17 protein-coding genes are annotated in these 19,470 nt (G+C 69.1%); 9 read left to right on the top strand and 8 right to left on the bottom strand.

Translation table 11 applies throughout. From position 1 onward, the window contains the following. Positions 1–4: 4 nt before the first annotated feature. A complete protein-coding gene (locus ASC59_RS13510; protein ID WP_055824103.1) occupies positions 5–1,642 on the bottom strand; it encodes an ABC transporter permease in 1,638 nt (545 codons plus the stop codon). Next, positions 1,639–2,583 (bottom strand): ABC transporter ATP-binding protein, encoded by a 945-nt coding sequence (locus tag ASC59_RS13505; RefSeq protein WP_055824100.1) that lies wholly within the window; start codon positions 2,581–2,583, stop codon positions 1,639–1,641. The genes ASC59_RS13510 and ASC59_RS13505 overlap by 4 nt, the downstream gene beginning before the upstream one ends. A 113-nt stretch (positions 2,584–2,696) precedes the next feature. On the opposite strand from ASC59_RS13505, the gene ASC59_RS13500 reads away from it, so the two are divergent. Then, the gene (locus ASC59_RS13500; RefSeq protein ID WP_055824098.1) at positions 2,697–4,031 is read left to right on the top strand and encodes an MATE family efflux transporter; all 1,335 of its coding nucleotides are present in this window, start codon (positions 2,697–2,699) and stop codon (positions 4,029–4,031) included. 154 nt (positions 4,032–4,185) lie between these two features. Here ASC59_RS13500 and ASC59_RS13495 read toward each other — a convergent pair whose 3' ends face one another. After that, on the bottom strand, positions 4,186–5,409 hold the full coding sequence (locus ASC59_RS13495; protein ID WP_055824096.1) for an amidohydrolase: 1,224 nt from the start codon (positions 5,407–5,409) through the stop codon (positions 4,186–4,188). 120 nt (positions 5,410–5,529) lie between these two features. Next, on the bottom strand, positions 5,530–6,588 hold the full coding sequence (locus ASC59_RS13490; protein ID WP_055824093.1) for a LacI family DNA-binding transcriptional regulator: 1,059 nt from the start codon (positions 6,586–6,588) through the stop codon (positions 5,530–5,532). A 151-nt stretch (positions 6,589–6,739) separates the two neighbouring features. Here ASC59_RS13490 and ASC59_RS13485 point away from each other — a divergent pair, with 151 nt between their 5' ends. The 6 genes from ASC59_RS13485 to ASC59_RS13460 all read left to right on the top strand — a co-directional run bounded on the left by ASC59_RS13485 (position 6,740) and on the right by ASC59_RS13460 (position 11,753). After that, positions 6,740–7,993 (top strand): MFS transporter, encoded by a 1,254-nt coding sequence (locus ASC59_RS13485; protein WP_055824090.1) that lies wholly within the window; start codon positions 6,740–6,742, stop codon positions 7,991–7,993. 26 nt (positions 7,994–8,019) lie between these two features. Further along, complete coding sequence (gene nucS / locus ASC59_RS13480) at positions 8,020–8,715, top strand: endonuclease NucS (protein WP_055824087.1); 696 nt, start codon at positions 8,020–8,022, stop codon at positions 8,713–8,715. Between the two features lie 116 nt (positions 8,716–8,831). After that, on the top strand, positions 8,832–9,521 hold the full coding sequence (locus ASC59_RS13475) for an HAD hydrolase-like protein (protein WP_055825518.1): 690 nt from the start codon (positions 8,832–8,834) through the stop codon (positions 9,519–9,521). An 85-nt stretch (positions 9,522–9,606) separates the two neighbouring features. After that, on the top strand, positions 9,607–10,461 hold the full coding sequence (locus ASC59_RS13470) for an SMP-30/gluconolactonase/LRE family protein (RefSeq protein WP_055824084.1): 855 nt from the start codon (positions 9,607–9,609) through the stop codon (positions 10,459–10,461). 319 nt (positions 10,462–10,780) lie between these two features. Next, positions 10,781–11,419: a ScbR family autoregulator-binding transcription factor gene (locus ASC59_RS13465; RefSeq protein ID WP_055824083.1), complete on the top strand. Its 639-nt coding sequence runs from the start codon at positions 10,781–10,783 to the stop codon at positions 11,417–11,419. A gap of 121 nt (positions 11,420–11,540) precedes the next feature. Next, positions 11,541–11,753 carry a hypothetical protein gene (locus tag ASC59_RS13460; protein WP_055824080.1) on the top strand — a complete coding sequence of 71 codons (213 nt, stop codon included), beginning with the start codon at positions 11,541–11,543 and terminating at the stop codon, positions 11,751–11,753. Positions 11,754–11,858: 105 nt separating this feature from the next. Here the strand turns inward: ASC59_RS13460 and ASC59_RS13455 are convergent, their stop codons facing one another. The 3 genes from ASC59_RS13455 to ASC59_RS13445 all read right to left on the bottom strand — a co-directional run bounded on the left by ASC59_RS13455 (position 11,859) and on the right by ASC59_RS13445 (position 13,953). Further along, positions 11,859–12,452 (bottom strand): gamma carbonic anhydrase family protein, encoded by a 594-nt coding sequence (locus ASC59_RS13455; RefSeq protein ID WP_055824078.1) that lies wholly within the window; start codon positions 12,450–12,452, stop codon positions 11,859–11,861. A 163-nt stretch (positions 12,453–12,615) separates the two neighbouring features. Continuing rightward, positions 12,616–13,482, bottom strand: a complete 867-nt coding sequence (locus ASC59_RS13450) for an alpha/beta hydrolase (protein WP_055824075.1) — start codon at positions 13,480–13,482, stop codon at positions 12,616–12,618. A gap of 105 nt (positions 13,483–13,587) precedes the next feature. Beyond that, positions 13,588–13,953, bottom strand: a complete 366-nt coding sequence (locus ASC59_RS13445; protein ID WP_055824073.1) for a DUF2834 domain-containing protein — start codon at positions 13,951–13,953, stop codon at positions 13,588–13,590. Between the two features lie 132 nt (positions 13,954–14,085). Here ASC59_RS13445 and ASC59_RS13440 point away from each other — a divergent pair, with 132 nt between their 5' ends. Next, positions 14,086–14,910 carry a hypothetical protein gene (locus ASC59_RS13440; RefSeq protein ID WP_055824070.1) on the top strand — a complete coding sequence of 275 codons (825 nt, stop codon included), beginning with the start codon at positions 14,086–14,088 and terminating at the stop codon, positions 14,908–14,910. Between the two features lie 63 nt (positions 14,911–14,973). On the opposite strand, the gene ASC59_RS13435 is transcribed toward ASC59_RS13440, so the two are convergent. After that, positions 14,974–16,392 carry an MFS transporter gene (locus ASC59_RS13435; RefSeq protein WP_200942403.1) on the bottom strand — a complete coding sequence of 473 codons (1,419 nt, stop codon included), beginning with the start codon at positions 16,390–16,392 and terminating at the stop codon, positions 14,974–14,976. Positions 16,393–16,667: 275 nt separating this feature from the next. On the opposite strand from ASC59_RS13435, the gene ASC59_RS13430 reads away from it, so the two are divergent. After that, positions 16,668–19,454, top strand: a complete 2,787-nt coding sequence (locus tag ASC59_RS13430; protein ID WP_055824064.1) for an immune inhibitor A domain-containing protein — start codon at positions 16,668–16,670, stop codon at positions 19,452–19,454. Positions 19,455–19,470: the final 16 nt, after the last annotated feature.

Genomic DNA, 19,470 nt, shown 5'->3' with positions numbered 1-19,470 from the left:
GAGGTCATCCACCGAGCGCGACATCGCGTCGACGCACGAGCAGAACCGATGCCGCGCCCACGACGACGGCCAGGCCCAGCATCAGCCAGGCGGGACCCCAGTCGGCGTTCGCCTCGGTCACGATGGGGGTGTGGCTGAAGGGCGAAATGTCACGGGCCCAGTCGGGCAGGCCGAAGAGGCCGCCGAACTGGCCGATGAAGATCGCGAGCAGCAGGAGGGTCCATCCCAATCCGATGGTCAGACGTGGCACGAGGGCGAACACCAGTGCGACCACGGCGAGCAGCAGGAACACCGCCGGCAGCTGAGCCAGTGCCGCCGACGCGATGGTGTCGACAGTGCCCGATGGCGCTCCGGATGCGGCCGACCCCACGATGGCATTGAGCACGGCGACCCCGACGACCAGCACGGTCGAGATGACGGCGATGACGAGATAGGCGACGAACCAGCGGAGGCGGGACACCGCGGTGGAGAGCACGATCTCAGCCGTGCCTGTGGCCTCGTCGTGCCGCGCCCGCGCCACCGACTGCACGGCGCAGACGGCCGCGATGGCCCCGATCACCGAGAACATCGCGACGATGAACACGTCGACGAGATCACCGTGCGCGTTCGGCCCGGCGATGCTGCCGATGGTGTCGCCCAGGTTCTCCTTCACATCGGCCGGCGCATTCCCGGTCAAGGTCACGCTGAGGCTGCCGACCAGCAGCCCGAACAGCGCTGCGGCGACCAGCCAGCCGAGGGTCGGGTTGCGCAGTTGCCGCCAGACGAGAGCGGTGGGCCCGGCGAGGGAGGCGCGGGCGTGCGCTCGACCCGGCCGTTCACCGATGAGGCTGGAGTCGATGTCGCGACTCGATCGCAGCGCCAGCGCGCCTGCGAACGCGAGTGCTCCGAGCGCCAGACCGAGCAGCGCAGGCCACACGGCCGGATCGGAGAACGGGCTGGTTCGCTGGCCCCACCCGATGGGCGAGAGCCAACTCACCCAGCCGGCGGTCATGCTGAGCTGGTCGTCCGCGTCGACCGTCCCCGTCGCGTCGCCGATACCCCTCACCATGTACGCGGCGGCAACGACGGCAGCGGCCAGACCGTTCGCGCCCCGCGAGGTGCGCATCACCTGAGCCGCCAACAGGCCGATGCCGAGGAAGCAGAATCCGACACCGGCCAGAGCGAGGCCGGCGAGCGCGGCCCCTCCGGCATCCGCCCCGTACAGCAGGAATCCGCCCGTGTTCACGAGGCCGACCACGGCGATCGCGATGACGCCCTCGAGCGCCGTGGCGATGAGGGGCGTGATGCGCCCGGCCGGCGTCGACTCGACGAGCTCGGCACGGCCCTGCTCCTCATCGCCGCGGGTGTGCCGCACAGCGAGGAAGGTGGCCATGAGGCCGATCAACACGCCGAGGAACGCGAACAACAGCATGAACTGGAAGGCATCGGACTGCGTTCCCTGCGGGGTCCCGCGCAGAACGAGCACGCTCGGCGTCTGCTCGAGCAGCACGATGACCCCGGCGCGGTCCTTCGCCGTGCCGTAGCTCTGCGCGACGGCGGCATGCCCGACCGAGGCCAGGGCGGCGAACCCCAGCACCCAGACGAGCAGCTGCACGCGGTCGCGACGAAGGCGCTGCCTCAGCAGGATGCCGAGGCCGGTCATCGTCCGACTCCGTCCGTTTCCGCGGCCGCATCCGTCGAGATGTCGTCGTGGTAGTGCCGCAGGAACAGCTCCTCAAGGCTGGGCGGGTTGATGGTGAGGCCGCCGACCCGCCGTGCGGCGAGCGCCTCGAGCACTGGTGCGAGCGCATCGGAGTCCGCGGTGAACTTCACCCTCGCGCCGTCGACCACGAGATCGTGGGCACCGGGGATGCCGACGAAGATGCTCGCGTCCTGTCCGGCGCTCGCGAACGAGACCTCCGTGCGAGTGAGATGACGCAGCTCTGCGAGAGTGCCGGTCTCGACCGTGCGCCCGGCGCGGATGATGCTCACCCTGTCGCACAGGTGCTCGACCTCGCTGAGGATGTGGCTCGACAGCAGCACCGTCGCGCCCTCGCCGAGGACCGAGGCGACCTCGTCGCGGAAGACCGCCTCCATGAGCGGGTCGAGGCCCGAGGTCGGTTCGTCGAAGATGTAGAGGTCGGCCGGGGTGGCGAGAGCTGCGATCAGGGCGACCTTCTGCCGATTGCCCTTCGAGTAGGTGCGGCCCTTCTTCGTCGGGTCGAACTGGAAGACCTCGGCCAGGTGGGCGCGTCGGGCGGCGTAGGCCTTCCCGTCGCGCATTCCGCCGCGGAGGCGCGTGATGAGGTCGATGGCCTCGCCCCCGCTGAGTCCGGGCCAGAGGCTGACATCCCCCGGCACGTAGGCGATGCGCCGGTGCAGGGCGACGGCATCCGACCATGGATCCCTGCCGAAGATGGTGGCGGTGCCTCCCGACGAGCGCATGAGTCCGAGAAGGATGCGGATGGTGGTCGACTTGCCGGCCCCGTTTGGGCCGAGGAAGCCGTGCACCTCGCCGGCGGCGACGCTGAGGTCGAGGCCGTCGAGAGCCGTGATGCGGCCGAAGTCCTTGCGCAGGCCGGTGATGTCGACGACGGTGTTCATGCGGGTCACGCTACGCCGATTTCATAATTTTGTGAATCTTCCTAACGGATTCCTAGCGCTGGTCCTGGGCTCCGAGAATCCTGTCGACCCGGCACCTGAGAGACTCGACGACGATGAGCATCTTCAGCCGCCGCCCGGTCGACCGCGACATCCTGCGGCTCGCCGTCCCGGCTCTGGGCGCACTCATCGCCGAGCCGCTGTTCCTCCTCGCGGACTCCGCCATGGTCGGTCATCTCGGAGAGGCCTCCCTGGCCGGCCTCGGCATCGCGAGCATCGTGCTGCAGACGATCATCGGCCTGATGGTGTTCCTGGCCTACGCCACGACCCCGGCGGTCGGCCGTCGACTGGGCGCCGGAGACGAGCGCGGGGCCGTGGAGGCGGGCATCGACGGCCTCTGGATCGCGTTGGGTCTCGGCATCGTGCTCGCCGTCGGCGGGTGGTTCACCGCGCCGGCGCTCGTCGGAGCGTTCGGAGCGGCACCGGATGTCGCAGCGGAGGCATCCGCCTACCTGACGATCTCGATGCTCGGCCTCCCCGCCATGCTCCTCGTCTTCGCGGCGACAGGTCTGCTGCGCGGCCTCCAGGACACACGCACACCCCTGGTCGTCGCCGGCATCGGCTTCGCCGCCAACATCGTGCTCAACTTCGCACTCATCTACGGTGCCGGGCTGGGCATCGCCGGCTCAGCCATCGGCACCGTGATCGCGCAGTGGGCGATGGTGGGCGTCTACGTCGTCGTCGTCGGCCAGCACGCGACACGCGTCGGCGCACGGCGGATGCCGCATCGCGCCGGGGTTCTCGGCGGCATCACCTCGGGCGGTTGGCTGTTCCTGCGCACGGTGAGCCTCCGCATCGCCATGCTGTTGGCCGTCATCGTGGCCACCGGGCTCGGCACCTCCGAACTGGCCGGATTCCAAATCGCCATGACGCTGTACTCCACGCTCGCCTTCGCGCTCGATGCGCTGGCCATCGCCGCGCAGGCGCTCATCGGCAAGGCGCTCGGCGGAGCAGACGTGCCGCTCGTCCAGGCCGTTCTCGATCGCTGCCTCCAGTGGGGCGTCGGCGGTGGAGCCGTACTCGGGGCGGCGCTCATCGCCCTGTCGTGGCTGATCGGGCCCGTCTTCACCAGTTCGTCCGACGTCATCGGGCTGTTGCCGCCAACCCTCGTCGTCCTCGGCCTGTCCGTGCCGCTCTGCGGCTATGTGTTCGTGCTCGACGGCGTGCTGATCGGAGCCGGCGACGCGAAGTACCTGGCGCTCACCGGCATGCTGAACCTCGTCGTCTTCGCGCCGCTGGTGATCGCTGTCGGGGCCTGGGCTCCGCACGACGCGCTCGGTCTCGCGCTCCTCATGGCGTCCTTCGCGTTCGGCTACCTGGGGGCACGGGCCGTGACGCTCGGGCTGCGGGCGCGGGGAACGGCATGGATGGTGACGGGAGCCGTGCGGTAGCTCCGGCGGCCGCTCGCTGAGCACTCTCGATCCGCTCGCTGAGGCCCCGATCCGCTCGCAGAGGGCCGGACGAAGTCCGCGTCCGAAGCGCCGTCGAGGCGCACACCACCAGGCGCTGCAACACGTCGACCGCTGGCTTCGCCCTGGCCCCACCTCAGCCGACGGGCGTGAACCACTCCCGCGACGCCGCGACCAGGGCCTCAACACCCATGGTCAGCGTCGGCTCGATCACCGGCGCGAACTGGGCCGAGTGGTTCGACGGGATGTCGATGTCGAGCCTGTCGGCCGCCGCAGCCGCGGCATACGCCTCCGGGTCGACGCAGCCGAGGAGCCAGTAGACCAGGGGAACTCCAGCGGCCGTCGCCAGCATGCCGACGTCTTCGCTGCCCATGAGCACGCCCGGGTCGATCACCCTGTCGGCTCCGAAACGGCGGCCGAGCGCATCCGTCACCCTGCGCGACGCCTCGGGGTCGTTCACCGTGACCGGGTAGACCTCGCCGCTGGTGAACTCGGGCTCTCGGGGCGCCCCCGAAGCCTCGGCCTCGGCACGGATGATGCGGCGCACCGAGGCATCGAGGCGAGCACCGACGGCGGAGTCGAAGCTGCGGATGCTGAGGCCCATCGTCGCCTCGCCCGGGATGATGTTGTTCTTCAGGCCCGCGTGCAGGGTGCCGACGGTCACCACGGCGGTGTCGAACGGCGCGACCTCGCGGGCCACGACGGTCTGCAGCCGCATGACCGTCGCCGCCGCCATCACCACGGGGTCGATGGTCTTCTGCGGACGCGACCCGTGCCCGCCCCGGCCGAACATCTTCACGTGGATCGTGTTGACGGCCGCCATGAAGGTGCCGGGATGCACGCCGACCGTTCCCGCCGGCAGCGGGTTGAGGTGCTGCCCCAGCACGACATCCGGCTGCGGGATCCGGTCGAACAGGCCATCGGCGATCATGGCCTGGGCGCCGCCCTCCCGCTCCTCGGCCGGCTGGAACACCGCGACGAGGGTTCCCGACCACTCCGAGCGGGTCGCGGCCAACCGCTCGACGGCGCCGATCAGGCACGTGGTGTGCATGTCGTGACCGCACGCGTGCATGACGGGCACGTCGGCACCGTCGGGGTCGACGCCCCTGGCGACCGACGCGTAGGGCAACCCGGTGTCCTCGAGCACGGGCAGCGCGTCCATGTCGGCGCGCAGCAGGACGGTCGCGCCCTCGCCGTTGGCCAGCACCGCCACAACGCCGGTCTGCGCGATGCCCGTGTGCACCTCGAGGCCGGCATCGTGCATCCGTTGGGCCACGATGGCCGCAGTCCGGTGCTCGGCGAACGAGAGTTCGGGGTGGGAGTGCAGGTCGCGGTACAGCTCATCGAGCGTCAAGGCCATCACCCCACGCTACTCACCCGGGAGGGCGCCGCTCTCGTGCTGCGCCATTTCCCCGGGCAGTGCGCCATCCGATGTGGCGCGGATGCCCGCGAAATGGCGCGAACCGGGAAGGGCGTCGCCTCAGTCGGCGCGCGGCGGTGCCGTCGTGGCGCCGCGATGGAACGTGCTCGTGAAGGTCACCGACGCGGGGTGCTCCCCCGCCAGCATCCGCACGATCGCCTCGCCCGCCGCCCTGCCCTTGGCCTGCGAGGGCTGCACCAGGGTGGTGAGGTCGTAGTCGAGGCCGTCGACGCGCACACCGTCGAACCCGACGACGCTGAGATCCTCCGGCACGCTCAGGCCGAGTTCCTCGGCCGCACGGATGACGCCGGCAGCCAGCAGATCGCTCTGGGCGATGATCGCCGTCGGTCGCGGTGTCGCGGCCAGCAGCTCGCGTCCGGCGATGAGTCCTTCATCGAGATAGCTTCCGGATGCCACCACTCCAGCGGCGTCGGGAAAGACGTCGCGGGCCCCCGCCAGCCGCTCCGTCGCCGTCGCGACGGCGGAGCTCGCCGCGCGCTCGTCGGTGAGGGCGCCACGGGCGCGATCGGGGGCGAGCGGCAGCACGACGATGGCCACCCGCTCGTGGCCGAGGTCGCGCAGGTGCTCTGCTCCGAGGCGCGTCGCCTCCCGGTTGTCGAGAGCGATCTCCGGAACGTTCTCGCCGGCGTCGCCCTCGATGACGACGGCGGGGATGCCGCGCTGGGTGAGCATTCCGATCGAACGCTCGAGCGTCGTGCTGCATCCGAAGAGCACCACGGCGTCGAGAGGAGCGGTCTCGAGGCTCACCGGCTTGTCGCTGCCGGCACCGGCCGTCAGCAGGAGGAGGGCCGCATCGATCTCGCCGATCGCCTCGGAGACGCCGTCGAGCATGGCGATGTTCACGGGATCGCGGAACGCCTCGCTCACTCGGTCGTCGATGACGACGCCGACGATTCCGCTGCGGCCTCGGCGGAGCGAGCGGGCGCGAGGATCCGGGCCGGCGTAGTGCAGCTCCCTGGCCGCGGCGAGCACCTTCTCCCGTGTCGCCGTCGACACCGGGCCCGTGCCGCTGAAGGCGAGGGAGGCCGTCGAGGGGGAGCATCCGGCCCGCGCAGCAACATCGGACAGGGTGGGGCGCGTGGTGGTGTCGCCGTCCACGAGGATCCTCTCGGCAATGGTGCGTCGGCTTGACCGCGACGCTTCGTGATCGATAGTTTAGTCGAATCGATTCGATCGAATCGATTCGATACGTCAGAATGACAGTTCCGCCCGTTCCACCCGCCCCGGGCCATCAGCACAGGATCCTCCGATGTCGCAGACCACTCCCCCTGACAGCAAAGTCACCTCCCCCGTGCGCTCGCGCCGTGAGCTGGTCGCCTGGCGCAATGCCGTCTTCGCCATCTTCTTCCTGAGCGGCCTCTCGATCGCCAGCTGGGTCGCACGCATCCCGGCCGTGCGCGACGACACCGGCCTCACCCTCGGCGGAATCGGCCTCGTGATCTTCGGCATGTCGGCCGGCTCGGTGCTCGGCCTCATCGCCGCGCCGTGGTTCCTCGCTCGGGTGGGGGCGCGCCGCGGCATGGTCTCGGCGCTCTTCCTGGTGGCCATCGGCGTCATCATCGTAGGTCTCGGCAGCACCGTGCTGGCATCGCCGGCGGTCATCTTCCTGGGCATGGCGATGTTCGGCTTCGGCAACGGAGCCTGCGACGTGATGATGAACGTCGAGGGGGCACTCGCCGAGCGCGAGAACGGGCGCACCCTGATGCCGCTCATGCACGCCTTCTTCAGCTTCGGCACTGTCGCGGGGGCCGGTATCGGCGCGCTCGCCTCTGGTCTGGCCGTTCCCGTGGCCTGGCACCTGCTCGTGATCGCGGCGCTCATCATCGGCGCCGCCCTCTGGACGATCAGGTTCATCCCCATACGCGAGTCGGCCGGAGACTCCCGCGCCGGACAGCCCCGGGAACCGTGGCGCGAGCGCATGCGCCACTCGCTGGCGGCGTGGAGCGACGTGCGCCTCATCTTCATCGGCGTGATCATGCTCGGCATGTCGTTCGCCGAGGGCAGCGCCAACGACTGGCTGGCTCTCGCCACTGTCGACGGGCACGGCTACGACAACACGACGGGCGCTCTCGTGTTCGGCCTGTTCGTGACGGCCATGACGGTGAGCCGAGTCGTCGGAGGCCCTCTGCTCGACAGGTTCGGGCGGGTTCCGGTGCTGCGGGTCTGCGCCGCCCTGGGCGTGCTCGGCCTCCTCGCCTTCATCTACGGCACCGAGACCTGGATGCTGCTCACCGGCGTCGTGCTCTGGGGCTTCGGATGCGCGCTCGGCTTCCCCGTCGGCATGTCGGCAGCGGCCGACGTCGACGACGACGAGGCCGCTGCCGCCCGAGTGAGCGCCGTCGCGATCATCGGCTACTGCGCCTTCCTCGCCGGCCCGCCGCTGCTGGGCTTCCTGGGCCAGCACTTCGGCATCCTGAACGCCCTGCTCGTGCTCCTCGTGCTCATGGTGCTGGCGGGCCTCGCAGCTCCGGCCGCGAAAGAACGCGCGAAGGTCAGCGCCTGACCGAATCCGCCGCATAAACTCATCCGGTGCGTCTTGTCATTGCGAAGTGTTCCGTCGACTACGCGGGACGCCTGAGCGCGCACCTGCCGCTGGCCACCCGGCTGCTGATGCTGAAGGCCGATGGCAGCCTGCTGGTGCACTCCGACGGCGGCAGCTACAAGCCGCTCAACTGGATGAGCCCGCCGTGCACGATCGCCATGAGCGAGCCGAGCGACGAGCAGCGCGAGTTCGGCATCACGGAGCTCTGGACGGTCACGCAGGCGAAGACCGCCGACCTGCTCATCGTGTCGATCCACGAGGTGCTGCACGACTCGGCGCACGAGCTGGGCATCGATCCCGGCCTGCAGAAGGACGGCGTGGAGGCGCACCTGCAGAGACTGCTCGCCGAACAGATCGAACTCCTGGGCGACGGGCACCGCCTGGTCCGCCGCGAATACATGACGGCCATCGGTCCCGTCGACATCCTGGCGACGGATGCCGAGGGCAGGTCCGTCGCGGTGGAGCTCAAGCGGCGTGGAGACATCGACGGCGTCGAGCAGCTCACCCGCTACCTCGAGCTCATGAACCGCGACCCCCGACTGGCCCCAGTGCAGGGGGTGTTCGCCGCGCAGGAGATCAAGCCGCAGGCGCGCACGCTCGCCGAGGATCGCGGCATCCGGTGCCTCGTTCTCGACTACGACGCCATGCGCGGCATCGACAACGCGGACGAACGGCTGTTCTGACCCATGCCCGGCGTTCGGCCGGTCGGGTGTGATCCTGTGCGAGCGCTGAGCATTCACTGAGTGCGTGCACAGCGGGCGTTCCGCCACTGCTCACTTTGCTCCCTTACTATTTCAGCGTGAGCACCACCGACACCCTCAGCATCCCCACCACGGTCACCCGCGCGTGGACCACAGTCCTGTTCGATCTCGACGGCACCATCGTCGACTCCGCCCCCGGCATCACGGCCGCCCTCGAGCGCACTCTCGTCGCGCTCGGGCTGCCCGTGCCCGACGCGGCCGGCCTCCTCTCCTACGTCGGGCCGCCCCTCCTGGAGAGCTTCATGGAGCGCGCCGGCATGACCGAGCCCGAAGCGCGCCACGCGCTCGACCTCTACCGCGCCGACTACAACACGACCGCCGTCGAGACCGCCGTCTTCCCCGGCGTCGTTGGTCTGCTCGAGCGCCTGCACAAGGCGGGCATCCCGCTGGCTCTCGCGACGAGCAAGCCCGAGACGATCGCCACCCTGGTGCTCGAGCACTTCGACCTCGCCCAGTACTTCACGGTCATCACCGGCGCCACGGAGGACGAGTCGCGCAGCGAGAAGGCCGACGTCATCGCAGAGGCCATCCGCCGCCTCCGGGAGATCGGCATCGACACCAGCCGCACCGTCATGGTCGGCGACAGGTCGCACGACGCGCTCGGTGCCGCTGCCCACGGCATCCCGACCATCATGGTCGAGTGGGGGTACGGATCCCCCGCGGAGGCCGTCGACGCCATCGGAACGGTCTACTCGGCCGACCAGCTCGCCAAGCAGCTGCTCGCCTAGCCAGCCAGCCCGGCCGGGCGACCAGCCATCCCGACACCAGCACCACGCACCGCAGCCCAGCCCTCCCGTCGACGAAAGGCCCAGCATGCGCGCCGAGAACATCACCGGCCCCGTCTCGCACCACGGTGAGGGGCCGGTCTGGAGCGAGTCGTGGGGCGGTCTGCGCTTCGTCGACCTCACCGAGGGCGCCCTCCTCACGCTCGAGGCAGACGGCGCTTCGGTGCGCCGCCTCGACATCGGCAGCCCGGTGGCGGGCTTCGTTCGGCCCCGTGCGAATGGCGGCTACATCGTCGCCACCGAACGCGGCCTCGGTCTGAGCGATGTACCGGATGCCGCTCCCACCCGCACGGTCGAACTCTGGACCGACCCGGGCATCCGCATGAACGATGGCACGACCGATCCGCTCGGCCGCCTCTATGCCGGGTCCATGTCCTACGAGGAGAAAACGGGCACGGCCAGTCTCTACAGGGTCGAGACCGACCTGTCGGCATCCGTCGTTCTCGACTCGGTGACCATCTCGAACGGAATCGCGTTCTCGCCCGGTGGTGCCCTCTGCTACTACGCGGACACCCCGACCGGACGCATCGACGTCTTCGATCATGTCGACGGCGCGCTGCGGAATCGACGCCCCTTCGTCGAGATCGACGAGGCGACGGGCTACCCCGACGGATTCACCGTGGACGCAGATGGCCGGGTCTGGGTCGCCCTGTGGTCGGGATCGGCCGTGCACGCCTACGAGCCCGACGGTTCGCTCGGCGCCGTGGTCGAGCTGCCCGTGTCGCAGGTGAGCGCCTGCACCTTCGGCGGATCCGATCTGCGCACGCTCTACATCACGACGTCGCGGCAGGGCTTCTCGCCGGAGGAGGAGCCCGAGGCCGGTTCGCTGTTCGCCGTGCAGCCGGGAGCGACGGGGCTGCCGGTCGTGCCGTTCGCCGGCTGACCGTCGCCATCGCCCGCCGACTTCCAGTCTCCGGGTGAGCATCACCCAGACGTCGGCGGACCGCTGCCGACGACGACCGCACCAACCGTTGCACGGTCGTCGGCTTCGGGTCGCCTTCCGTGCGCCCCCCATTGGGTGGTGCAAGCCGTCGTCAGGCGTTGCGCTCAAACGCTCGCCTGGGGCAGGGCCATCAGGACGTGCGGCGAGTCTATTGGTGAGCAGTGGTCGAAAACAAACCAGTCGTCCCGTTTAGGCAGGCGAAGAGACATCGCCTCCGGATGTGGGTACGCTTTAATCCGGGGCCAGCTGGAGGATTGTTGTGACGCAGCAGCAGCGTGCTCAGGTCACCCGCGAGCGGGCCATCGATGGCGCCGCCGCCGTCTTCGCCCGGCTCGGCTACGCGGCAGCCTCGATCTCCGACATCTCGACCGAGACCGGCGTCTCCAAGGGCTCGCTGTACTTCCACTTCACGTCGAAAGAGGAGATCGCGCGCGCCGTCATCGCCCGCGAGCAGGAGTTGGGCAAGGCATCGGCCGAGCGTGTGATCGCGGCATCCGCCAGCAGCCTCGAAGCCGTCATGGGCCTGTGCGCGGACTTCGCGCACTGGATGGCCACGAGCATCCTCGCCCGAGCCGGTGTGAGGCTCACGACCGAGACGACGACATTCGATCCTCCGCTGCGTGGTCCGTTCGAGGACTGGATCCCGTTGATCGCCGCGCTGCTCGGCGGAGCCGCAGCCGAGGGCGACCTGAGGCCGGACGCCGACCCGGAGACGATCGCGCACTTCGTCATCCCGGCGTTCACCGGCGTGCAGATGGCGTCGGGTGTTCTCACCGGCTACCAGGACCTCGTGAAGCGCGTGCGAGAGATGTGGGTCGTCATCCTTCCCGGCATGATCAGGCCCGAGCGACTGGCCGCCGCGCACGCCTCGCTCGACAGGGTGCTGCCCGAGGCCTGAGTCCCCTCGGCTCAGCGGCGTCGACCTCGGCTCGCACCCCTAGCGCCGTCCCGGGTGCGCGCCTAGCATGGGCATTCCGGGCACGACGCAGTGACTCGGGAGGCAGAGGAAGGGCTTTTCGATGACCCAGAACCCGAGTGAGCAGACCGGAAGCGACGAGCGCGAGGGCCGGTACACCGAGACCGACGGAGAAGAGCCGGAGATCCGCCAGGTGCACGGCCAGTACACCGAGACCGAGGGCGACGGGCCCGATCCGAGCGTCGAGGGCGCGTACACCGACGAGGAACTCCCGGCCGACGCTCCCGAGGGCGACTTCACGCGCAAGGACGAGTAGCCTCATCCGCTCGCATCCGCACGGAGTCGGCGTGATGGTGGCTTCGGCGTCGGCTTCACTCGTGCCGGTGGGCCGACGACCTCGCTCGGGGTCAGTGCGGCCGTCTCACTCCAGCAGTCGATCGTCGCGGTGCGCGCCGTAGAACTCGGCCTGCCCGCGCATGATGTCGCTCATCGTCGCGTCGGGCGCGGCACCGTACACCGTCGCCACGAAGCCGAGCTCGCGCTGAATCGCCCAGATCTCGTCGTGGCGCTCAGGCGGCAGGATGCTGGCCGGACTCCCGACCGCCACCCAGCCGATCGGCACCACCGCGCCGGGTTCGAGCGTGGTGTTGACCTGCACGACCGCGTTGATGCGCACCTCGGCGCCTGCACCGACGACGGCGCCCGGAAAGACCGACGCGCCCGTCGCGATGAATGCCCCGTCGCCGATCTCCGCACCGTTCACGTGGGCGCGTGGACCGATCATTACGGATGACCCGACGACGACGTGATGCCGAGCCCGGCCGCGCAGCAGGGCGCCCTCCATGATCACGACGTCGTCTCCCACGGTGATCAGGCCGTCCTCGGCGCTCAGCACGGCTCCATGGAGCACGCGCACGTTCTCGCCGAGGGTCACGTCTCCCGAGATTACGGCGGTCGGGGCGACGACGGCGGATGCTGCGACGACGGGAGTGCTGCCGCGATGTTCGATGAGCATGCGGTCAGCCTAGGACCATCGCGTGTGGCCTCATCCGCCCGCCAGTTGTGGCCGCATCCGTTCCCTTGCGTCGCCACCTGTGGCCGCTCCGAGCGGGAGCAAGCGGCCACAGGTGGCGAGCGAGCGGGTAGCGAGCGGGCAGGCGACTGCGCGGGCGCCGCGCCTACGCGGTCGGAGCGTACTTCTGCGCGAAGGCCAGCGCCTCGTCAGCGACGGTACGCCAGCCGCTGTCGATGATGAGCGAGTGCCCGCGACCCGGGATGACGATCTCCTCGGTCACACCGGGGTTCTTCGCCTGGATCTTGTAGCTCGCGTTGCTGATGGCCAGCGGCACCGTGTTGTCCTTCTCGCCGGCGATGAGAAGCAACGGTCCGCGGTCCGGGTTCTTCGAATCGACGGATGTCTCTCCGCCGAACGGATTGAAGTTCGCCGTCGCCGCCTGGAACAGCGGTGCCCCGGCGGCCGGAACGTGGTACGTCTCGTAGAGGTGGCGGGCCTCGGTCTCGTCGAGGTTGTTCGCCCACCCGAAGGTGAACTGCTCGAAGGTGAGTGAGACGCCGCGATTGATGTTCGCCGGGTTGGTGAGCACAGGCGACGCCGACTTGAGCGCCGAGACAGGCAGCGGCAGTACCCCCTTGAACGGCGCGTTGTCGATGGAGATCGTGGCCTCGGCCACGCCCTCCCCCGCGATCTTCTGGGCGATGAGCCCGCCGAAGGAGTGCCCGATCACGACGGGGCGCTTGTCGAGTCTGGCGATGGCGGCAAGGTAGTGGTCGGTGACCTGCGCGACCATCTTCTTCGCGAAGGTCTCCGGGTGCTCGCGGGCCTCGGCGACGGTGTCCGGGTCGTCCGGCCACCCGGGGGCGAGTGACGCGTAGCCGTTGTCGTCGAACAGCTCGCGCCAGTTCTTCCAGCTGCTGGAGAGCAACCAGAGCCCGTGGACGAAGACGACGGGGGTGCGACCCGAGTCGTTCGCGGCGTCGATCTCGGCGATCTCCCACTCGGTGAGCAGAGGGACTGATGCTGTCATGCGGTTCTCCTGAAGGTCGGTGGTACCGGTGGAGCTGCGGATGAGAGCGCGATCTGGGCGACGGCGTCCCCGCCGCCCAGTTTCGACCCTGGGGTGCTCCGAGCGCTAGGGCGTCGGGTCGATCGCCTCGGATCGCGTGGGAGCGGCGAGCGCCCGCATCCGCCGCTCGCGCATGGCCAGGAACAGCGGAAAGGTGAACGCGAACGCCGTGAGTCCCGACGCCACGACGTAGAGCCAGCCGAATCGCATGCCGAGGCGCCGCGCCTCGATGACGATGAACAGGCTGCCGGCCACGGCAGCCACGAGCAGATCGACGGTCAGGGACGACACGGCCGGCCCGCTCCCGAGCCAGTCGCCGAAGAAGTCGCGGAGTTGGATCACGGCGAAGACGTTGAAGGTCCACGTGCCCACCAGTCCGCAGACGGCGAGCGCGAGGTAGACGATGGCGAGCGGGCTCCAGTGACGGGTCATGGGCTCATTCTGGCCGCCGGATGCCGCGCATCGATGAACGTCATCGCGCGCCGTACCCCAGCGGGCGCGTGCGTCTCCCGACTCGCGCGCGCCGCGCCGCCCTGAGTCCCGTGCATGCGCCATGCTTGCGACATGGTCGCGTCCCCCATCACCACCATCTGGGCTTGGGGCAACTCGGTGCCCCCGAGCGCGGATGCCAGAGGCAACGGCTACGCCGACATGACCCCGGCCGGGGTGATCGGCTTCGCCCAGGCGCACTCGCTGACCACCGTGTACCTGAGCGTTCCGTGGGCGGCTGATCAGGGCGGACCCATCCAGGACTGGTTGCTCGAGACCGTCTCGGGCCTGCAGGCCATCGGGGTGCGCGTGCTCGCACTCGGCGGCGACCGCTCGTGGGTGGCCGAGCCCGCTCTCGCGGTGTGGTGGGCCCGCGCTGCGCTCGCGTCGGCTCCGTTCGACGGCCTGCAGTTCGACCTCGAGCCGTGGGTGGCCGGAACCGAGCCGAGCGTCTACGCCCCCCAGCTCGCCGCGCTCTACGCCCTGGTGCGCTCCTCGGTCCCGCTCGGCTCCGGCGCCCTCCTGGCCGATGCGCCCTGGTGGTGGGCCGTCACTCCGACCGGAGGCCCGGGCAGCCCGACCGTGCTCGAGATCACCCTGCCGCAGTTGGACGGCATCGCCGTGGTGGCGTTCGCCGACCACGCGGCCGGGAGCGACGGCATCATCGCGCTGGCCCAGCCGGCCGCGACGGCGGCATCCGTCGCCGGAAAGCCGTTCACCATCGGAGTCGAGACGGACACCCCCGAGGTGGCCGGCGGCGCCCAGTACACCTTCTTCGACGAGGGGTCCGCCGTGCTCGAGGCCGAGGCTGGTCTCGTCCGCGACGCCTTCGTCGGCCTGGCGGGCTACTCGGGCATCGCCGTCGAGCACCTGCGCAGCTGGCGGGTGCTCCAGGCCTGACGCCGTGTCGCTCGCCGGCGGCAGCGACGGAGTCGCTGACGACGTGCTGCGCTGCCGGGATCGCTAGGCCACCGGAGCGCCAGCCGCGGCGTCGGGGGCGGCATCGCCTGCGGCATCCGGAACGGCTTTCGGGGTACGGATGCCGGCGAACGACACCAGCCCGCCGGCGATGAACAGCACGGCCGTCACAAGCGCGACGCGGTGGAAGGCGTCGGTGTCGAGGGTGCCCCCGATGATGGTGCCTGCGCACGCGATGGCCACGAGACCGGCCACGCGTGAGACGGCGTTGTTGACGGCGGATCCGATGCCGCTCTGAGCCGTGCTGACGGCACCGAGGATGGCGGCGGTCAGCGGAGCGACGGTGATCGACAGGCCGAGTCCGAACAGCAGGATGCCCGGCATCATCTGCAGCCAGAACTGCAGCGGATCGCTGACCGTGAGCATGAGGAGGAAGCCGGCGCCCATGGTGAGCGGACCGATGGTCATGAATCTGCGCGGTCCGTAGCGGCCGGCGAGCGAACCGAACAGCGTCGAGAGCGAGATCGACAGGATCGAGAGCGGGATCGTGGCGAGGCCCGCAGCCGTCGCCGAGAAGCCGCCGACCTCCTGCAGGTACACCGCGATGATGAACTGCCCGAGTGAGAGGGCAGCGTAGACGGCGGCCGTCGCGATGTTTCCGACGGCGAAGTTGCGCGCCCGGAACAGCGAGAGCGGCATGAGCGGGTGCCGCGAGCGCGTCTGCCACCAGAGGAAGGCGGCGAAGCAGATGAGGCCGCCGATGAGCGGAATCAGCACGAGCGGGTCGTCCCAGCCGAGGCGACCGTGCTCGATCAGTGCGAACACGGGGCCCGCGAGCCCGAGGGAGGCGAGCACGGCTCCGAGGACGTCGATGCGCACCCCGGGAGCCGCGTGCTCAGGGATGCCCAGGCGTGCCAGGCGCACCAGCAGCACGAGGGTCAGGGCGATCGGCAGCACGTTGAGCACGAAGATCGAGCGCCAGCCGACGGTGTCGACGAGCAGCCCGCCGAGGGGTGGGCCCACCACGAACGCGACGCCCGTCCAGGCCGTCCACGTTCCGATGGCCTTGGCGCGGGCAGGACCGTCGAAGGTGGCCGTGATGAGGGCGAGCGAGCTCGGCACCAGCAGCGCTGCCCCGACTCCCTGAACCGCGCGCGCCCCGATGAGCACGATGGCGGTGGGAGCGATGGCGCAGGCGATGGAGGCTATGCCGAAGATCACCAGTCCCAGTCGGAGGATCCGGATGCGGCCGAACAGGTCCGACAGCGATCCGGCGAGGAGGATGAACGAGCCGAGGGTGAGCAGGTAGGCATCGATCACCCACTGCTGGGTCTCCAGCGAGCCGCCCAGGTCGTCGGCGATGGCGGGCAGCGCCACATTGACGATCGATCCGTCGAGGAAGGAGACGAAACTGGCGAGCACCGCCACCCAGAGCACCAGTCGTCGCCGCATCCGTTCATCCATGGATCGCAGTCTGGCATCCTCGGCAGCCCCGCACACCCGCCAGCGGATGACGAATGCTCAGCTTCGCGGAGCGACCCTCGCATGGGTGACAGATTCTTGCGCGAAACGACCTGTCGGCGAAGGATCCCCGCAAGATATTCGTATGTCCCTCCAATAAGGGCCACAGGCATTTACCAGCGTGGGGTCTTAAGGGCAGGATTCGGGTTACGTCCGTCACACATCGGACGCCGTTTGTGCCCGGTGGTCATCGCTACGGGGTACGTGGAGGGAGAAGCATGTCAGGAACCAAGGCACGACGCAGGCGCGTCGTAGCTGCAGTACCCATACTGGCTCTCGTCGCCGCCGGCCTGGCGACGACGGCTGCGGTGGGGCCGGCAGTGGCGGGACCGCAGATCGCACCGATGATCAGCGATTCCGAGTACTACATGAACTATGCGGAACCGCGGGCGGAAGCCGCTTTCGGGACCGACATCGCCGTCGACTCGTCTGCGAACCGCAATGCGGAGCAGGCCATCGTCGAGGCCCAGAGCATCGATGAGAAGTTCGCGAGCGGTAATCCGGTCGCGGCCCAGGGACTGGCCAAGCTCGAATCCGAGTCGATCAAGACCGGCAAGAGCCCCAAGGCCCTCAAGAGCATCTACAAGAAGGCTGCGACGACGCAGAAGGCCAAGCTCCTCACGATCCTCGTGGAGTTCGACCCCAACGCCGCCGACGACTTCTCCAACGTCCAGGTGCCGACGGAGTTCGGCGCCACGGAGTGCAAGCTCGGCGACGTGCAGAGCGGCCCTCTCCACAACACCATCCCGAACCCCGCCGACGCGTCCAAGCCCGACAACAACTCGATGTGGGTGCCCGACTTCTCGTCGAAGCACTTCAACGACATGCTCTACACCGACAAGGGCATCACGAAGCGCGTGCGCACGGACCTCACGGGTCCTGATGGCAAGAAGGGCTTCGACATCTCGGGTTACACCATGAAGCGGATGTACGAGGAGATGTCCCAGGGCGCCTACACGGTCACCGGTTCGGCGACCCCGTGGATCACGGTGCCGCACTCCGAGGCCTACTACGGTGCGAGCACCTGCCACCTGAACGACGAAGGCGTCTACGAGGCCGGAGCCATCCAGGACATGCAGGGCCACCCCGACAACCCCCTCGGCGCCGGTCAGCTCCCGATCGACGCAGTGACGGCCCTCGCCGCAGCTCAGCCCGACTTCCCGTGGGCCGACTACGACCTCGAGGACCAGGGCGACCGTGACGGCGACGGCAACTTCAGTGAGCCCGACGGCGTCATCGACCACGTCGTGCTCGTGCACGCCGGATCCGACAAGTCGGGTGGCGGTGGAGCCGAAGGCACCTACGCCATCTGGGCGCACTCCTCCGCTGTCGCGGGTGGAGCGGCCATTCCGGGCACGAACCTCAAGCTGTCGAACTACATCGTGCAGCCCGAGGACTCGGGCGTCGGCGTGTTCGCCCACGAGTACGGCCACGACCTCGGTCTGCCGGACCTCTACGACACCTCAGGTGCCGCAGACTCCGACGTCGACTTCTGGGACCTCATGTCGTCGGGATCGCACAGCGGACCGATCTTCCAGTCGATGCCCGCTCACATGGGCATCTGGGACAAGTACGTGCTCGGTTGGAGCGACCCCGAGGTCGTCAACCCCGGTGACCGTGCTCGCACCATCGCGGTGAGCCAGGCCTCGCGTCCGATCAAGTACACCGAGGACGGCGTGAAGATCAACCTGCCCGACAAGGTCGTGACCCTCGCGACGCCGCACAGCGGTGAGGGCATGTGGTACTCCGGTGCCGACCAGTCGTGGGCCGACGTGCGTCTCTCGCGCGCGGTCGACGTGCCGGCCGATGCCAAGTTCTGGATGTGGAACGACTTCGTGATCGAGGAGGACTGGGACTTCGGATTCGTCGAGGTCTCGACCGACGGCGGAACCACCTGGGTGAACGAGAAGGTCTACAACGAGGACGGCTCCGAGGCATCCACCCCGGATGACTACCCGGACCCCAACGGAAACCTCGCCACGTTCGGCAACCTCAAGTACGGCCTCACCGGGTCGTCGAACGGCTGGGCTCACCAGTACGTCGACCTCTCGGCCTACGCCGGAACCTCGGTCGACGTGCGTCTTCGCTACGCGACGGATGCCGCCTTCGAGGAGCGCGGATGGTTCTCCGACGACTTCGCCCTGACGAGCGGTGACACGCCCGTCTGGACGGATGACGTGGAGGGTGGCGACACCGGCTGGACCACCGAGGTCTCGACGCACACCGACACCACCGGTGCCGGTTGGCACATCGATTCGGGAACCCAGATCAAGGCGCAGTACTACCTGGTCGAGTGGCGCAACTTCGACGGCTTCGACAAGGGCCTCCAGTACGGCTACACGACCGTGTACAGCGACGACGCCTGGAAGGTGCAGAAGATCAAGTACAACGCGCCCGGTGCCCTCGTCTGGTACCGCGACACGACGTACGGCGACGTGAACCACGTCACCAGCAACCTCACGTCGCTCCCGAGCGGTGGCGCCAAGGGCGGTCTGCTCATCGTCGACAGCCACTTCGACCCGCTGCGCCGCACCGGCGCCGCGGCCGAGGTCGACCCGTCGAGGCTGAAGAACATGAGCTCTCGCGCGAACTCGTCCAACGCGGCCTTCGGGTTGAAGAAGACGTACCCGTTCACGGAGTGCATCACGGATGAGGCGTTCACCGAGTACTGCACCAAGGTTCCGGCGCAGGCACCCGTGAAGACCTTCACCGACGACAAGGGCTGGGTGCCCGGCATCGAGGTCAACGATGAGGGGATCTTCTGGCGCTACGCCCAGGGTTCGGTCGTCGTTCCCTCGGTGGACGGTGCACCGTACTCGACCCGCGTGGTCCACGCCGACGGCAGCCCCGCCACGGAGTACTACGGCGAGGATCTCGGCTTCGGTCCGCTCGGAACTGGCAACCCGGCTGACGCCGGTGTCGGCTACGGCACCAAGGTCGAGGTGAAGGCCTCGCTGTTCGACAAGGTGGCGTTCCTGCGGATCACCCCGCCGCGCGCCGGCTAGTCCGACACGCACAACG

It is taken from the genome of Leifsonia sp. Root1293, from assembly GCF_001425325.1.
In the GTDB taxonomy this organism is placed as follows: domain Bacteria; phylum Actinomycetota; class Actinomycetes; order Actinomycetales; family Microbacteriaceae; genus Orlajensenia.
The sequence above is the reverse complement of the archived record's forward strand: the minus strand, read 5'-3'. Positions and strand labels throughout refer to the sequence as shown.

What these genes read in the sequence shown, in the direction of transcription:
- ASC59_RS13435 (WP_200942403.1), bottom strand. Translation starts at nt 16,392, where the DNA reads ATGGATGAACGGATGCGGCGACGACTGGTGCTCTGGGTGGCGGTGCTC.
- ASC59_RS13455 (WP_055824078.1), bottom strand. Translation starts at nt 12,452, where the DNA reads ATGCTCATCGAACATCGCGGCAGCACTCCCGTCGTCGCAGCATCCGCC.
- ASC59_RS13485 (WP_055824090.1), top strand. Translation starts at nt 6,740, where the DNA reads ATGTCGCAGACCACTCCCCCTGACAGCAAAGTCACCTCCCCCGTGCGC.
- ASC59_RS13470 (WP_055824084.1), top strand. Translation starts at nt 9,607, where the DNA reads ATGCGCGCCGAGAACATCACCGGCCCCGTCTCGCACCACGGTGAGGGG.
- ASC59_RS13500 (WP_055824098.1), top strand. Translation starts at nt 2,697, where the DNA reads ATGAGCATCTTCAGCCGCCGCCCGGTCGACCGCGACATCCTGCGGCTC.
- ASC59_RS13450 (WP_055824075.1), bottom strand. Translation starts at nt 13,482, where the DNA reads ATGACAGCATCAGTCCCTCTGCTCACCGAGTGGGAGATCGCCGAGATC.
- ASC59_RS13445 (WP_055824073.1), bottom strand. Translation starts at nt 13,953, where the DNA reads ATGACCCGTCACTGGAGCCCGCTCGCCATCGTCTACCTCGCGCTCGCC.
- ASC59_RS13510 (WP_055824103.1), bottom strand. Translation starts at nt 1,642, where the DNA reads ATGACCGGCCTCGGCATCCTGCTGAGGCAGCGCCTTCGTCGCGACCGC.
- ASC59_RS13495 (WP_055824096.1), bottom strand. Translation starts at nt 5,409, where the DNA reads ATGGCCTTGACGCTCGATGAGCTGTACCGCGACCTGCACTCCCACCCC.
- ASC59_RS13460 (WP_055824080.1), top strand. Translation starts at nt 11,541, where the DNA reads ATGACCCAGAACCCGAGTGAGCAGACCGGAAGCGACGAGCGCGAGGGC.
- ASC59_RS13430 (WP_055824064.1), top strand. Translation starts at nt 16,668, where the DNA reads ATGTCAGGAACCAAGGCACGACGCAGGCGCGTCGTAGCTGCAGTACCC.
- ASC59_RS13440 (WP_055824070.1), top strand. Translation starts at nt 14,086, where the DNA reads ATGGTCGCGTCCCCCATCACCACCATCTGGGCTTGGGGCAACTCGGTG.
- ASC59_RS13505 (WP_055824100.1), bottom strand. Translation starts at nt 2,583, where the DNA reads ATGAACACCGTCGTCGACATCACCGGCCTGCGCAAGGACTTCGGCCGC.